General features: G+C 63.6%; 14 protein-coding genes. 5 read left to right on the top strand and 9 right to left on the bottom strand.

Features of this window, described 5'->3' with window-relative positions; translation table 11 throughout:
• Positions 1-12 precede the first annotated feature (12 nt).
• The 6 genes from NQ036_RS09995 to NQ036_RS09970 form a co-directional block, all read right to left on the bottom strand.
• The gene (locus NQ036_RS09995; RefSeq protein ID WP_373566587.1) at positions 13-987 is read right to left on the bottom strand and encodes an alpha-ketoacid dehydrogenase subunit beta; all 975 of its coding nucleotides are present in this window, start codon (positions 985-987) and stop codon (positions 13-15) included.
• Between the two features lie 119 nt (positions 988-1,106).
• The gene (locus NQ036_RS09990) at positions 1,107-2,288 is read right to left on the bottom strand and encodes a thiamine pyrophosphate-dependent dehydrogenase E1 component subunit alpha (protein ID WP_257058639.1); all 1,182 of its coding nucleotides are present in this window, start codon (positions 2,286-2,288) and stop codon (positions 1,107-1,109) included.
• 391 nt (positions 2,289-2,679) lie between these two features.
• Positions 2,680-3,006, bottom strand: coding sequence for a hypothetical protein (locus NQ036_RS09985; protein ID WP_257058638.1), 327 nt, complete (start codon positions 3,004-3,006; stop codon positions 2,680-2,682).
• A 379-nt stretch (positions 3,007-3,385) separates the two neighbouring features.
• Positions 3,386-5,077 (bottom strand): hypothetical protein, encoded by a 1,692-nt coding sequence (locus NQ036_RS09980; protein ID WP_257058637.1) that lies wholly within the window; start codon positions 5,075-5,077, stop codon positions 3,386-3,388.
• Positions 5,074-5,886 (bottom strand): hypothetical protein, encoded by an 813-nt coding sequence (locus tag NQ036_RS09975; RefSeq protein ID WP_257058634.1) that lies wholly within the window; start codon positions 5,884-5,886, stop codon positions 5,074-5,076. Before NQ036_RS09975 ends, NQ036_RS09980 begins: the two co-directional genes overlap by 4 nt.
• A 57-nt stretch (positions 5,887-5,943) precedes the next feature.
• Positions 5,944-6,270 carry a hypothetical protein gene (locus NQ036_RS09970; RefSeq protein ID WP_257058632.1) on the bottom strand — a complete coding sequence of 109 codons (327 nt, stop codon included), beginning with the start codon at positions 6,268-6,270 and terminating at the stop codon, positions 5,944-5,946.
• A gap of 161 nt (positions 6,271-6,431) precedes the next feature.
• Here NQ036_RS09970 and purB point away from each other — a divergent pair, with 161 nt between their 5' ends.
• Positions 6,432-7,859 (top strand): adenylosuccinate lyase, encoded by a 1,428-nt coding sequence (purB, locus tag NQ036_RS09965; protein ID WP_257058630.1) that lies wholly within the window; start codon positions 6,432-6,434, stop codon positions 7,857-7,859.
• Between the two features lie 35 nt (positions 7,860-7,894).
• Positions 7,895-8,629, top strand: coding sequence for a polysaccharide deacetylase family protein (locus NQ036_RS09960; protein ID WP_257058627.1), 735 nt, complete (start codon positions 7,895-7,897; stop codon positions 8,627-8,629).
• Positions 8,630-8,656: 27 nt separating this feature from the next.
• On the opposite strand, the gene NQ036_RS09955 is transcribed toward NQ036_RS09960, so the two are convergent.
• Complete coding sequence (locus NQ036_RS09955; RefSeq protein ID WP_257058624.1) at positions 8,657-9,349, bottom strand: hypothetical protein; 693 nt, start codon at positions 9,347-9,349, stop codon at positions 8,657-8,659.
• A gap of 345 nt (positions 9,350-9,694) precedes the next feature.
• Here NQ036_RS09955 and NQ036_RS09950 point away from each other — a divergent pair, with 345 nt between their 5' ends.
• Entirely contained in the window at positions 9,695-10,318 is a 624-nt protein-coding gene (locus tag NQ036_RS09950) for an excalibur calcium-binding domain-containing protein (protein WP_257058621.1), read from the top strand.
• Positions 10,319-10,357: 39 nt separating this feature from the next.
• Here NQ036_RS09950 and NQ036_RS09945 read toward each other — a convergent pair whose 3' ends face one another.
• Positions 10,358-10,981: an RES family NAD+ phosphorylase gene (locus NQ036_RS09945; RefSeq protein ID WP_257058618.1), complete on the bottom strand. Its 624-nt coding sequence runs from the start codon at positions 10,979-10,981 to the stop codon at positions 10,358-10,360.
• A gap of 5 nt (positions 10,982-10,986) precedes the next feature.
• Positions 10,987-11,496 carry a hypothetical protein gene (locus tag NQ036_RS09940; protein WP_257058615.1) on the bottom strand — a complete coding sequence of 170 codons (510 nt, stop codon included), beginning with the start codon at positions 11,494-11,496 and terminating at the stop codon, positions 10,987-10,989.
• A gap of 214 nt (positions 11,497-11,710) precedes the next feature.
• On the opposite strand from NQ036_RS09940, the gene NQ036_RS09935 reads away from it, so the two are divergent.
• Together NQ036_RS09935 and NQ036_RS09930 are read left to right on the top strand one after the other, a co-directional pair.
• The gene (locus NQ036_RS09935; RefSeq protein ID WP_257058612.1) at positions 11,711-12,793 is read left to right on the top strand and encodes an LCP family protein; all 1,083 of its coding nucleotides are present in this window, start codon (positions 11,711-11,713) and stop codon (positions 12,791-12,793) included.
• 246 nt (positions 12,794-13,039) lie between these two features.
• Positions 13,040-15,541 carry a glycosyltransferase gene (locus tag NQ036_RS09930; RefSeq protein ID WP_257058610.1) on the top strand — a complete coding sequence of 834 codons (2,502 nt, stop codon included), beginning with the start codon at positions 13,040-13,042 and terminating at the stop codon, positions 15,539-15,541.
• Positions 15,542-15,560 lie beyond the last annotated feature (19 nt).

Raw genomic sequence — 15,560 nt, 5'->3', positions numbered from 1 at the left:
CTACCCTCCGAATCAGTAGGCCAGTGCCCGGTCGACGCCGTGCAGGACCCGGTCCAGGTCGGGCAGGTAGTCCTCCTCCAGCTTGGATCCCGGGTAGGGCGTGTGGAAGCCGCCCACGCGGATGACGGGGGCCTCCAGGTGGTAGAAGCAGCGTTCGGTGATGCGCGCGGCGATCTCCGAGCCCAGTCCTAAGAACACAGCGCCCTCGTGCAGGACCACCAGGCGGCCCGTCTTCTTCACGGAGGCCTCGATGGTGGCGAAGTCGATGGGGTTGAGGCTGCGCAGGTCGATCAGTTCGACGCTGGTGCCCTCTTCGCGCGCGGCGGCCACGGCGTCCTGCGCCTGCGGCATGGTGGGTCCGTAGGCCACCAGGGTGACGTCGGTGCCGGGGCTGACCACCTGGGCGTGCCAGCCGTCCAGACCGCGGTTGGCCCGGTCGACATCGCCCTTGAGCCAGTAACGGCGCTTGGGTTCGAAGAACATGACCGGGTCGGGGCTGGCGACGGCCTCCTGGATCATCCAGTAGGCGTCGTGGGCGTTCGACGGGCTGATGATCTTCAGTCCGGCGTGGTGGGCGAAGACGGTTTCCGGGGATTCCGAGTGGTGTTCGGGGGATCCGATGCCGCCGCCGAAGGGCACGCGGATGACCACCGGCATCTTCTCCGCGCCGCGGGTGCGGTTGTGCAGTTTGGCCAGCTGGGTGACGATCTGGCTGTAGGCGGGGTAGATGAACGCGTCGAACTGGATTTCGATGACGGGCTTGTAGCCGCGGACCGCCATGCCGATCGAGGTTCCGACGATGCCGGCCTCCGCCAGCGGGGAGTCGATGACGCGATGCTCACCGAAGTCCTTCTGCAGGCCCTCCGTCACACGGAACACGCCGCCCAGCTTGCCGATGTCCTCGCCGATCAGCAGGACCTTGGGGTCGTTCTCCAGTGCCTTGCGCAGGCCGGCGGTGATGCCCTTGGACAGGGGCATCGTGGTGATGTCGGGCTCGTGGCCATTGGCCCTGGCCGCGATCTCCAGAGCCGAGGCCCCCGCCGGGTTGACTGCCGCTGGTTCCGTTCCAGCAGAATTCGTCGCAGCCGAGTTCGTTGCGGTGGTGGTCATCGGGCGTCAGCCTCCAGGTCCTCGGCGAAGCCGTCGAGGTAGGCCATGTACTCCCGCTTCTCCTCTTCGATCAGTGGGTGGGGTTCTTCGAACACGTAGTCGAAGATGTCGCTCACAGGTGGTTTCGGCATGGCCATAACGGCCTCGCGGATGTGGGCGGCCAGGGCGTCGGCCTCGCGTTCGACCGAGGCGAAGAAGTCTGCAAGTTCGGCTGCGGCGGCCGGGGACCGGTGGGCCGCCTCGGTCTCCAGGTAGGTCTTGAAGCGCACGATCGGGTCCTTGGCGGCCCACGATTCCGTCAGCGCGTCCGACCGGTACTTGGTCGGGTCGTCGGCGGTGGTGTGGGCGCCCATCCGGTAGGTGAAGGCCTCCAGCAGGCGGGGGCCATTGCCCGCACGGATGTCGTCCAGGTTCGCTTTGGCCACGGCGTACATCGCCAGGATGTCGTTGCCGTCCACGCGGGTGCCAGGCACGCCGAACCCGGTGCCGCGGGTGAACAGGGGCGCGTTCATCTCCACCGAGTTCGGTTCGGAGATGGCCCACTGGTTGTTCTGGATGAAGAACAAGGTGGGGGCGTGGAAGGTCGAGGCGAAGTTCAGGGCCTCGGACACCTCGCCCTGACTGGTGGCACCGTCGCCACAGCAGGCGATGGCCACCGCGTCGCGGTCCGGGTCGCCGGTGCCCACGTCCCCGTCCAGCGAGATGCCCATGGCGTAGCCGGTGGCCTGCAGCATCTGGGCGCCGATGACGATCGTGTAGGTGTGGAAATTGTAGGCCTGTGGGTCCCAGCCGGCGTGGTTCTGCCCGCGGTACATCTCGAAGATCGTCTCCGGGCGCAGCCCGCGGCACCAGGCCAGGCCGTGTTCACGGTAGGTGGGGAAGACGAAGTCCTGCTTGCGCATCGCGTGGCCCAGGCCGATCTGGGCGGCCTCCTGGCCCAGCAGTGGCGCCCAGAGGCCCAGCTGACCCTGGCGCTGCAGGGCGTTGCCCTCCGCGTCGACCCGGCGGATCAGCGCCATATCGCGGTAGAGTCCGCGCAGGTCCGCGTCCGTTAAGTCCGCGACGTAGCGTTCGTATGAACCGCCGTCGACTCGCTGACCTTCCGGGGTGAGCATCTGAACCATCGTCGGGTCGTGATCCAATATGGACTCCTTCGTCCCGATCATGTTCGATGTCATACCGTTCTCCTCACGTAGGGATGGCGTCTGGTTTGCAGCCACCATCGGATGGGGTGGGCGCCGTAGCCTGTGGGCCGACGTCCTGGTTATGCATGTCACATATTGATACAGATTAACGCACCAGGCCCCTCGGCGGCCACCGGTGGGCGATAGTTCCCCACACCGTCCGATTACCGGGTTCTACCCTACTTTTGTAGGACGTTGGATTATTTTTCCGAACAGCCGGGAAGTGGCCCCTTTGTGAGCCCGAACAATCGTTCGGGAAAACCCCCGGAAAACGGTTCTGACCAGGGCGCGCGAGTACCAACCGGGGTACCGTCGCGGGTACCGTTTCGGACGCGGACCACCCCGATTTCCCGGGCCCGAGGCCACCGCCGGCTGGGCGCCCACCTCACCCCAGCCGGCGGTCGCGCGCGACCTGTGCCACAACAGCCAAGCGGATGTACTCCGACAGGCTCATACCCCGTCCCCTCGCAACATCGTGCACTGCTTCATCCAACGCTTCCGGCGCCCGCACCTTCCACGTCTTCGTGGTCGCCGCCTTACTGCCCGCCGAAAGCCTTGGACGCCCCATCGACACCCAGACCGCATCTTCGACACTCAGCTCAGGGGCAATACGAGAGCCGTCACGATGGACCGCATCCCCTAAGGGCTTGAGTTCGCCCGCTTGGGCCGCATCAGCCAGAGCGCCGAAAAACTCATCCTCGTTCTCTACCATCGGCCGTTGCCTTCCTTTCCTACAGAGCGTCGGACGTCTCATCTGTCCGAGCACCTCTACGTCAAATGTCGATAGAGGTCCGATAGTTCCATGACATGGAATATGACTATGTCAGCACCCAAGACACTGGCTATTACTTCTATGTACCGCTCGGTTTGCAAATGCGGGTGCCCGACGAACACTCGGGTAGGCAGGCTCTTTGCACTCGCAACGGACTCTGTCCCGGTGCTGTGAATCATCGCGTAAATCGCATCCTCATGAGCGATCCCATGGCGGTCAGCACTCGTGGTGAATCGGATGCCCATTGGCACTCCTCGCTCGTCCTCAGTCTCTCAAAAGCAGGGCCACAAAACAAGGCCTACAGTTTTCAGCTACCGCCTCACCCCGGGGTGCGGACGGCTTCGTAGTCGCGGGTGGCCACACATTCTCCGGTGAAGAAGTCGCCCATGTCCTCCTCCCAGTCGGCCAGATCCTGTTGCCCCGCTTCCCGCAGGCGTTCCAGCGAGCGCTCGTACTCGTCCCGGCTGTGTGAGCTCCCGGGGTCCCCGGCGGCCTCCCCGTCGCGCTCGACTGTCAGTGTCGTCCAGTTCGCCGCGTCCGGGTTCTGATCCCCGTCCAGGTTCGGCACGATGTCATCGGTGTGTTCGACGGCCAGCACCTTGGCATCGGCCGGTGCGAAGTCCGAGGTAGGCGATCCGGCCGTGAGCACCCCGCGCACGTCGTAGTCGCCGGCGAACTCCGGATCCGAGGCCAGGGACTGCGCGATGATCCCGCCTTGGGAGAAGCCGGTGAGCAGGATCTGGTCGTCGCGGCCGGCGCCCGAATCCCGCAGCGCGGTGCGCACCGCCTTGTGCATCGCGGTGTCGCGGCCCAGGACTCCCTGCGCGTTCGTCTTCAGGTCGGAGCCGGCCCGAGCCGGGCGCGCGCTCCATTCCGTGGTGCCCGGCAGGTAGACGATGAAGCGCTTGCGGCCGTCGGCCCCGCGGTACTCCTCGACGCGCACGCGCCCGTTGTCCACGCCTTCGGGGTTCGTCGCACGGGACCGGTTGAATAGTTCCCGCGCGTTCCCCGGTGCCCGGGTCCCGCCGGCGCCCGTTGCCCCGCCGGCTCCCCCGGCCGAGGCCGGACCTGCACCCGCCGTCCGGCCGACTCCGCTCCCACCGGCTACCGCGCCCGCCGCGATGCCCGCAGCCGCACCAACCCCCGCGGCATCCACCATGGCCCCAGCGCGGCTGTCCTCGTAGACCTTGTCGACCCGGACCCCGGTGTCTCCCAGCAGACCCATCCGGCGCGCGGTGGCCACTGCGAGCGCTGTCAGTGTGCGCGAGTCGTGTGGCAGGATCCCGCCGGGGCCTCCATCGGGCCCCAGTTCCACGCCCGGCGGCAGTCCCACGAAGCCGTTGACGAAGCCCGGCAGGAGGTTCTCGATGAGGGTCCGAGTAGCGCCAGAATGCCGGGCCGCGGTGTCGCGCAGCCAGATCCCGACAACGCCTCCGACGGGTTCCAGACCCTTGCCCGCAGCCCCGGCAACAGCTCCCACGCCCTTTGCCCCTACACGGATCAGGGACTTCGCCACCTCCGGCTCGAACGTCCCGCCCACGAACGACAGTCCGGTGATGACGGCCCCTGCAGCCATCCCGATGCCGATCCCGCCGACCACCAACGGCACCGCCAGGTTGATCCCCACCACCGGCAGGACGACTCGGGCGGCGTGCCCGGCCAGATTCCCCAGACCCCGCAGCGCCCGGTCGATCAGGCCGTCGACCAGGGACTCCGCGTCCCGATAGGCTCGAGCGGTCAGGCGCAGGGAGCCGGCCAGGGAAACGAAATCCGCCGCCAGGCCGGCACTGTGCGCGGTGAAGGTGGCCTTGGCCGCCTGGACCCTGGCGAAGGTGCCCGGCGAGGCGATCGCGCTGAGGTCCTCCAAAGGGTTCAGGTCGGCCCAGGCGGCGCGCTTGGCCAGGCCGGACAGTTCTGATGCCACATCGCCCAGGAGGTCCGCCACGGCGTCCAGGTCATCGAGCCGGGCGCTGACCGATCCGGCGCCGCCCCTGACCTGTACCCAGCTCATCGCCACGCACTCCCCGGCCCCGGTTCGTCCCATGTGGCGGACCGCCCACCGGCTGCACTCCCCCGCTGACCGGCCCGGCCACTCTGCTCCACTCTCCGTCCCCGCCAGTGGGCGAAGCGCGTGAGGTCCTCGGAGAGCTGCCTGCGCAGCTCTCCGGCGAAGGCGGAACCGGACGGGATGAACTCGACGGCCAATGACAGTCCGTGAGGACAGTCATCGCAGCCGTGGACGATCAGCGGCTCCAGTTCGAAGTCGGCGGCCAGGACCGAGGCTGCGGACCCGCCCACAGGCCGCTGTCCCCACTGCGGTGCGGCCCTGGCCGGTTCCTCCCAGGGTGGGTCGTCGCAGAAGGCCAACGGGTCCAGGGCCGCGACACGTTCCGGGTCAGCGTCCGGTTCGATGACCACCAGGCAGCCGCTGAGGGTGGCACTGGCCGCGCCCCTGCCCAGTTCGTCGATCAGCCCGGTCAGTACTGCGGGCAGTTCGCCCAGGCCGCAACTGCGCAACACCACCATGCTGTGCTGGGCCAGGTCTTCGCGTTCGGACGCCGAGGCGACGGCGGCCGGGACCCGATCGATCGTGCCGTGGATCCCGGCTTGGTTGCCGCGGATCCCGATCGTCAGCTCCAACCAGTCCGCATCCGTCATCAGCCGCAACGGGATGAGAGCCTCCGGTTCGGACATGCAGTGGCCCACTGCGGCCAGCTCATCGGCGAACTCCGCTGTGTCCCGGCGGAGCTGCTCCATATCGAGGCCCGTTTCCCCGGATTCCCCGTAGTCTTCGTATTCCTCATGCCGTTCCGTGCTCATATCCGTTTCGTCTCCCTTCCGGTCCCGGCACCCGGGCCTTCCGGGACACCGCATGCGCTAGACACCGAACCCACCCGGCTCTTCCGGGCCTCCGAACCCACCCGGCACTCCGGGCCCTGGTATTCCCGGCGCCATCACCGTCAAAGGCCCCGCCGCCGCAACCGCGGCGATGTGCGCGTCGTAGGCGGCTGCGACCTCGGAGGCGGCGTCGGCCAGGCGGTGCAATCGCTCCAGACGAGCGCCCACAGATTCCCGGTAGTGCTCGGCGGCGCGTGAGCGCCATTGCACGTGCCCGGCGCTCAGGGCCCGGCCCGCCAGGTCGTGCGCCTGGATCACCAGCGAGCGCCAGTTGTCCCTGGCGGCTTCCAGATGTGTCGTGTCCATGCACCCACTGAAGCCCGCCGACCTCGGCCGCGGAAGCCCCAAGAACTCGCCTGTGGACAACCGCGCGGCGTCCACAGGCGACGGACGCGGCACTCGCCCGGCCGCGCACAGGCAGATGACGCGCCGGTCGCCTACCGGCCCCGGCATGAGAACATAGAGCCATGACTCGTGTGACTCTTGCCCAGTTGGAACCCGCCATCGCCCTCGGCCCCCTGGATGGCCGCTACCGCAAGGACGCTGCTCCCCTGGTGGACTATCTGTCCGAGGCGGCGCTCAACCGCGACCGCATCCATGTGGAGGTCGAATGGTTCATCCACCTGAATGAACAGGGTGTTGTACCGGGGGTGCGCGCGCTGCTCGACGATGAGAAGCAGCAGCTGCGCGACTGGGCCGAGGCCTTCGACGCGGAGACGATCGCCCAGCTGGCGACCTTTGAGGCGGTCACCGTCCACGACGTCAAGGCCGTCGAATACGCGATCAAGGAAGCGCTGAGCCAGATCGGCGCGGACGACCTGAGCGAACTGGTGCACTTCTGCTGCACCTCCGAGGACATCAACAACCTGTCCTACGCCCTGGGCATCAAGGGCGCGGTGCAGGACGTCTGGCTGCCGGCGGCGGCCAAGCTGATCGACCAGCTGGCGTCGATGGCCGATGAGCTGGCCGAAACCCCCATGCTGGCGCACACGCACGGGCAGCCGGCCACGCCCACCACGATGGGCAAGGAGATCGCGGTGACGCTGCGCCGCCTGGCGCGCCAGCATGCGCGCATCGCCGGGACCGAATTCCTGGGCAAGATCAACGGCGCCACCGGCACCTACGCCGCACACGTGGTGGCGGCCCCCGGCGTGGACTGGCCTGCGGTGGCGGAGTCCTTCGTCGAGGACAAGCTGGGCCTGACCTTCAACCTGCTGACCACGCAGATCGAGTCTCACGACTGGCAGGCGGAGCTGTACGCGGATGTGGCCCGGTTCAACCGGATCGCCCACAACCTGGCCACGGACATGTGGACCTACATCTCCATGAACTACTTCAAGCAGATCCCGGTCGAGGGCGCCACCGGCTCCTCGACGATGCCGCACAAGGTCAACCCGATCCGCTTCGAGAACGCCGAGGCGAACCTGGAGATCAGCTGCTCGCTGCTGGACACGCTGGGCGAGACCCTGGTGACCAGCCGGATGCAGCGCGACCTGACCGATTCGACCACGCAGCGCAACATCGGCGTGGCCTTCGGGCATTCGCTGCTGGCTTTGAACAACCTGGTCAAGGGCTTGGTGCGCCTGGACATCAACACGGCCGCGCTGGATGCGGACCTGGACCACAACTGGGAGGTGCTGGCCGAGGCGATTCAGTCGGTCATGCGTGCGGCATTCCTCAAGGGCGTGCCCGGAATGGACAATCCCTACGAGAAGCTCAAGGAGCTCACGCGCGGCCACCGGGTCGATCAGGCGGAGCTGCAGTCCTTCGTGGCGGGCCTGGGCCTGCCGGACGAGGACGCAGCGCGGCTGGCCGCTCTCACGCCGGCCACCTACATCGGGGTCGCCGCCGACCTTGCCAGGGCCGAGGTCGCGGCTTGGAGGGCGCGCGCCTGACACAGGGTACGACTCGGGTCCGGCGGACCGACCGAGTGCCCAATACCCGCGCCAGACGGCGCGGGTATCTGTGCGTGGTGGCGCTGCTGGCCGTGTGCTGCCTGGTGGTTGACTCGTTCATCCCCCGGGTGGCTCATTCGCGCCAGTACGCACTGTTCGGCAACTGGCTGTTCCACGCGAACACGCAGGAGAAGGTCATTGCGCTGACCCTGGACGACGGCCCCAGTGAGGATCCGGGACCGGTGCTGTCGATGCTCAACCGGCACGGGGTGCGCGCGACATTCTTCGTCAATGGCATGTGGATGGAGAAGTACCCGACGGTGGTGCCCCGGCTGATCGCCGATGGGCACCAGATCGCCAACCACACTTGGGACCACCGGCACATGATCGGGGTGGCACCGTGGAGCATGCACCAGGAGATCGCGGGGACCGACCGGCTGATCCGGCAGGCCGGATATACGGGACGGATCGCCTTCCGCGCACCCTATGGGGACAAGTTCATCGGCCTGCCGGCCTATATGACGGCGACCAACCGGCTGGGCGTGATGTGGGACGTGTCCCCGGAGAACTTCCGGCCGGAGCAGACCGCCCAGCAGATGGTGGAGCGCGGGATGAAGCAGGTGCATCCGGGTGCGATCATCGTGGTGCATCCCTGGTGGGACCGGGAGAAGACCCGGCTGGCCACGGGCATCATGATCGATCTGCTCAAGGCCCGAGGCTACCGTTTCGTCACGATCGACCAGCTGGCCGCGATGAACGGGCAGGGGTAGCAAATAGTGTAGGGCCTACATGAAGGATTAGGCGGGCTTACCTTTGTTCACTTCGTCAACAATTGAAGTGTCCCGAATGTGGGCGGCGAGTTCAGGAAGCAGCATCTCAGCGACCTCAATGATCGCAGCTTGTGCCTTGATGACCTCTGCCTGGCGGCGGGGATCGAACATCTGTTCGTGATGCGAGGCGCGGTTTCGCACGTTGTTGATGAGCGTGAGTTTGCGCTCGACCTGCTTGCGGTCCACCCGGTGTGGGAATGCCCAACTCAGGATCGGGATCCACAGCACTTTCTCGTGGGCTGCGTCCGTGAGGTGTCGCCAGAACCCGAACGGCAATTCGGCAATCACCTGCCCCATGGCGGGCGAGGAGGAACGCACTCGTCGGGTCGCTTCCGAGATGCTCGTACGGTTCCTGGAGTTCAGGTCGACTGTGCGACCTCCGCGGCTTCGCAAGAGAGGTGCGTTTACAGGTGACAAGGCGTCGAAGAGCCAGTGTTCATCGCCTTGCCAGCGGTATGAGAGGGTCTCGTCGTAGACGTTGCGAATCCCCACCTCAATATGGGCGACGTCGTGCATCACCGCACCTGAGAGATTCACGCTCCACTCGTAGAGTGCCAGCGCCTGACCCGCGTCACCAGCACAGTGATCAAGGTACCTCTGCCAGCGCCCAGGCGATAGCCATGCTTGAACCCAGTCCTTGGGTTCATCTGCGCTGGACACGTATGGCTCCTCGAGATATTGGGGAACGTCAATGCCCCGGCGAGAATACCTCATCAGTTGATGACTGACAGATAGCGCTCCACCGGGGCTTCATCGACAATGATAGCACGCACCACGCGGTGCGGAGCTTGAACTCGGGCTTACTCTACGCTGCTCTCGTCGACACATAGGCATCATGATCGATCTGCTCAAGGCCCGAGGCTACCGTTTCGTCACGATCGACCAGCTGGCCGCAATGAACGGGCAGGGGTAGTAAGTTAGTCCCGGGTGGCCCGCCGGGCACGGGCCGCTATCGGAGACATCCCCGCCTTGCCCGCAGTCATGGAATCGAAGGTATAACCGCATATGAGCACGCCCTCCCCTCAATCGCGCCGCCAGCAGCAGTCTCCGACTTCGGGAGAGTCGGCGTCCAACCGTGGCGGCTGCGGTTGCCTTATCGCCATCGTCGTCGTGATTCTCCTGGTCATCGCCGTGCTGGTCGGCATCTTCCATGGCGACGACGATTCGGACGATTCTCCTGAGCAGAGCACGGGCGAGATGCCCACGCCCGCGACCACCTCTCCCACACCCACGCCGGTCGAAACGTCGGTCGAGCCCGTCGACGCCTACGAGTACGACGATGATGACTCCATCGATGACGAAGACGCCGACGACTCGGAGGATCACAAGGACTACTTCGTCCACCACGAGGGTCCTGCTGAGCGCAAGCTCAAGAAGTACTTGGACGAGTACGACTCGGATGACGATGACTACGACACGTACTCCGACGACGATTTCACCGATGAAGAGGACGAGGACTCGAACGAAATCGAGGACACGGATGAGGACGAGGACTCGGACGACGGCGGTTCGGCCTACTACGCCAACTGCAGTGCGGTGAGGGCGGCCGGCGCGGCGCCCATCTATGCAGGCGACCCCGGATACAGCAGGAAGCTGGATCGGGACGGCGACGGAGTCGGGTGCGAGTAGGGCGGGGTCTACAACAGCTGAATATCTAAAGTTCCCGTACTACTCCAGGGGCTCATCCAGAATCTCGTACGCAGATGCCAAGGAAGTACTTACCACGTCCAGCTTGATCATCTCAGCGACAACCTCACGAAGTTCACGACGGTCAAGACGCTCGACGTCCATGACACCGCCAGGTCCGAACAATGCCAGCGCGCGACCTTTGTCCGGCGAATAGCGGGGCTGGTACCAGATTCCAGTAAAGCCCGCCGCCCGAAAGCTCTTCGCCCAGCCCTGGGTAAGCTCGTAGTCAGCCGTGGAGCTGATCTCGTTGGAAAGCCGGAACTTGAACGCATCCTTGTCCGTGGTCTTTGCACAGTTCGCTTCCGTCGGAAGGATGATCTGGGAGACGACTCTATCGTCGAGAAAACTGTCAGATACGATGCCCTGTTCGATGAAGTCTGGACCTATCAGCTCCCGGGCTGCCACCTCAGCCGTATTGGCCACATAGCAGGTGCCGTCTGGGGCAGGTAGGTCAAACCGTCCCTCCATGCCAGATGCGTAGAACCATGCACCCAGCGTTCTGCGGTGCGCCCTATGCCAACGAGTGCCCTTACGGACATACTTGGAGGGGAAACCATCGAGACTGACCGATGGTACTTGCAGCGTGACTCTATCCCTACCCATGCGACTTATGCTGCCCAATTCCGGGCAGTACGCCGGGCAGCCGCCAGCGCATCTTCCAAATGACCATTGTCAAGGAGCCCCAGAGGAGTCCGTTTCTGCTCATCTCCGGCGAGCGGAGTCATGATCCATAGGGCGATTGTCGCAGGGTCCACTACCTCACGGAAGACATTCGCCACAGCCAAGACATCCGACCGAACACTATCACCGCTGAACTGGAACAGAGGAAAAAGGTTATCCCCCTCAACTTTGATCGCAAACAGCTGGTGCTTCTTCGCCTTCTTGCTCACCGCTTCACGCGAAATGTCCCACATGCTTGTGAGGGCCTTCGTCGAGTAGACCGGGCCGATTAAAGCGCTGAAGGCCCCCGGTGCCTGTGGAAGCATCCGCGCTATCCGATCACCCAGCAACGCGGGGTCATCAAGATCTTCAAATCGCTTATCCGGCATGGAGTCAAGCGCTGCACGCACACCAGCAACGATCTCGTCGCGAGTCTTTTGCGCAGATCCAGTCGCCATTGTCGACCTCCTTGTACTCGATCCCTTTCACCGTACGATTCACTGTCAACCTTGTCAACCTTTGGCACATGGCTTGCCAACGTTTGCCACTGTTGCCCCTACCGCGACCTGCAGCAGTCCCCGCTCACATCACACAGTTTCGTCCCAGCTCCTTCCGTATACTTACTCCTCGGGAGTATGCCGTACGACTCCCGTACCCTCGGGAGGAACCATCGTGTCTCAGGCACCCCAACCCCTACAGAACCCCGGTCAGTACCCCAGTGACCCGGGCGGGCAGCTGCGTGAGCGCCCGCGCAAGAAGAAGATGTCCAAGGGCAAGCGCAACACCCTGATCATCCTGTCGATCCTGCTGGTCATCATCCTGCTGATCGTCGGCGCGGTCGCCTGGTACGGCGGGGCGCTGGCCAAGAAGTACGACGAGGGCACGAACAAGCTGACGCAGGAACAGATCTTCGGCAAGGGCAACGACGTCGCGGATTCCAACGGCACCAATGTGATGCTGCTGGGTTCGGACGCCCGCGGATATGAGAACGTCGAGGACTACGACAAGTTCACCGGCGTGCGCTCGGACACCCTGATGATCGCCCACTTCCCCGCGACCAAGGGCAAGGGCGTGCAGGTCGTGTCGATCCCGCGTGACACCTTCTGGCAGATCCCCGGCAAGTCCAAAGCGAAGATCAACGCGGCGATGTCCTGGGGCGGCATTCCGCTGACCATCAAGACCGTGCAGGACTACCTGAAGATCAAGATCGACCATGTGGCCGTCATCGACTTCGAGGGCTTCAAGGACCTGACCGACGCCCTGGGTGGCGTGGACGTCGAGTCCCAAAAGGCCTTCAGCAGCCACGGCCAGACCTACACCAAGGGCACCAATCACCTCAACGGTGAGCAGGCCCTGTGGTTCGTGCGCGAACGCCATGCCTTCGCCGACGGCGACATGCAGCGCCAGCGCAATCAGCAGGCCTTCCTCAAGGCCGTGGTGAAGAAGACGGTCTCAAAGGACACCCTGACCAGCCCCAGCAAGGTGTCGAACCTGGTGGGCGAATTCGCCCCCTATCTGACCGTGGACGAGGACTTGAGCGCCTCGCGGATCGCCAAGCTGGGTCTGGGGATCGGTTCGATGACGGCTTCCGACATCACCTTCGCCACCGCTCCGATCAGTGGCGACGGGCGCGAGGCCGGTGGCCAGTTGGTCCTGTACCCGGACATGGATCGCCTCAAGGACCTGCGCAAGGCCTTCGACGATGACACGATCGCCGAATACGCAGAAGAGAACGGCGACGAACACTACAAGTGACTCCCCCACTACTCAGCCGCTGAGCCGGCAAGACCACCTCAGCGAACAAGATCCCCCGATCCCCCGATCGGGGGATCTTTGTGTAGATCCTGGGGAAATTAGGTACTACGGATGTGAAAAACGGGGAGACACGCGGTACGCTGCTAGATGGAACCAGCAAAACACCCTGGTATCATCCAGCTGGATCACCACATGTGAAGGCTAGATCGATGGTCAGGAACCTAGCACCGCTGAGGAGCTACCGCGATGCCACCGATCACCCGACACGCCCGCAAGATCAGATCACTGCTGAAGAACTCAGCGGGTATGACCTGGCGCGACTACTGCTGGCACCTTCCCATCGTGAAGAACAAGGTGTTCCTTGAGTCCTATGGTGGTAATGGCCTGACCTGCTCCCCCGAGGCCATCTTCCGTTACCTCGCAGCAGAGGACAGCACCGACTACACCTTCGTCTGGGTCGTGGACAATCCCGCTGTCTTCGCCGATGACATCGCCCGTTTGCAGAAGCTTGCCCCCTTCACAGTGGTCAAGCGTGGTACCACTGACTACCACCGGCACCTCTATACCAGCCAGTATCTGGTCAACAACATGAGCTTCTCGTCTGATTTCGTGAAGAAGCCGGGCCAGACATATCTGAACACCTGGCATGGTGTACCGATGAAGAAGATGGGCTATGACGTTCCGGGCCGCATCGAAGACGCCAGGAACATCGAACGCAACTTCCTTGCTTCGGATTACCTGCTGTCCAGTTCACCGGCGATGACCGAGCGCATGTATCTGGGCGCTTTCAAGCTGACAAACGTCTTCAACGGCACCATCCTGGAAGAGGGCGCCCCACGTACCGACCTGCAGGCCGACCCCCAAAAGGCACGTGCCGAGCTGGCCGAACAGTTCCCTAAGCTCCGACTGCGGGAGGATACCCGCAAGGTCGTCGTCTATGCCCCTACCTGGCGCGGTGAGGATTACGGTTCGCCGGCCGACGCAGTCGATCTGGTCATCAACGCAGTTTCCGGCATCGAGGCAGGCCTGGACCTGTCAGAATACCGGGTACTGGTCAAGCTCCACCAGGTCGTGGAAAGTCAGATCAGCACCGACGCAGCGCTGCGCAGCCGCGTGCTGCCACGTGGCGTCAACCCGAACCTGCTCTTGGCGCTGACAGACATCCTGGTCACCGACTACTCCAGCATCTTCTACGATTTCATTAGCTCCGGCCGGCCCTTGGTCCACTATGTGCCGGACATGGAGTCCTACACCAGCTACCGGGATGTCTATGATGCTCCGGCGGAATGGCCTGGCATTGTGGCCCACGACCGTGATTCACTGGCGATGGCGATAAATGCGGCGTCGAAACCTACTTGGGAGCCATCGGCTAAATACCGAAAGTGCGCCCAGGATTTCGCCCCTGTCGATAACGGGAACGTGGTTCGCCGAGTTGTCAGCACGGTCTTCCATGGCAAAGCGTCTAACCGTGCCGTTGTCCGGCCTTCGGATGGCCGGCAGAAGATGCTGATCTACATTGGGCCGCTCAACCGCAACGGGATCACAACGGCCGCGAAGAATCTCCTGTCCAATATCTCGCACGACAAGTTCGACGTCAGTGTCCTGGTACCGTTTTCGAAGACGGACGAGGAGCGCCGGATCGAGTGGAACAACCTGGATCCGAATGTCCGGGTACTCTTCCGTTTCGGAAAATTCACTGGCTCCGCTAAGGCCAACTATGAACGAATTCTGCGGCTGAAGTCCCTCCGCTTCCAAGTGGGCGGCGCGACGAAGCATCAGTCTGAACTTTGGCATCGTGAGTGGACTCGACTCTTCGGCGATGCCCAGTTCGATCATCTGGTCGACTTCACCGGCTACTCACCCTTCTGGGGCTCCTTGTTCCTGGGCGCTCCTTCCGGAAGCAAGACAATCTGGCAGCACAATGACCTGACGGCCGATGCCAACCGGACAGTGCATGGTGAAAAACCGCTGTACAACAACCTGACCAAGGTATTCTCCCTGTACGACAAGTTCGACAAGATCGTCTCCGTCTCCGAGCAGCTCATGCAGGTCAACCGTGAAGCACTGGCGACGCCTGAAACGAAGAGTCGCTTCGATTGGTCACCCAACAGCATCGACATCGAGGGAATGCTGCGCAAGGCCAGCGCCAAGGGGCGCGATTCCAAGGAATCATCATCGACGTTCACCTTCGTCAATGTGGGACGCTTGTCCCCGGAGAAGAACCAACAGCGCCTCATAAATGCATTCGCCGAGGCACAGAGGACGAACCCCAACATCCGTCTACTGCTCATCGGTGATGGTCCGTGCCGTGCCGATCTCGAAGCCCAAGTGCATCAGCTCGAGCTCAGCAGCAAGGTGCGGTTTGCAGGGTCAGTCGACAATCCTTACCCGGCAATGTGCGAAGCTGACTGCATGGTAGTTTCCAGCAACTACGAAGGCCAGCCCATGGTCATCCTCGAAGCGCTCACGCTAGGGCTGCCGGTCATCACCACGCCCTTCAAGTCCGTCGAAGGCGCCTTTCCCGACGGAGGCGGCGTAGTTGTCCCGGCAAGTTGCAGGGCACTCGCGAAAGCAATGGTCTCGGCAGCAGCGACGGGAATCGACCAGCCAGCTTTCGACCCCTATAACTACAACACCGAAATCATGAAAAAATTCGAAGGGCTGTTTCAGCCGAAAAGCGCATCTAAAAGTAAGCCTGCCGAGCCCGACAATTCCTATCGCCGCTCCAGCATAAACACCTACGCTTAGACTTATAACAAACCAAGAA

Source organism: Brevibacterium sp. 91QC2O2 (assembly GCF_024580695.1).
Lineage (GTDB): Bacteria > Actinomycetota > Actinomycetes > Actinomycetales > Brevibacteriaceae > Brevibacterium > Brevibacterium moorei.
This window is presented reverse-complemented; position numbering and strand designations above follow the sequence as displayed.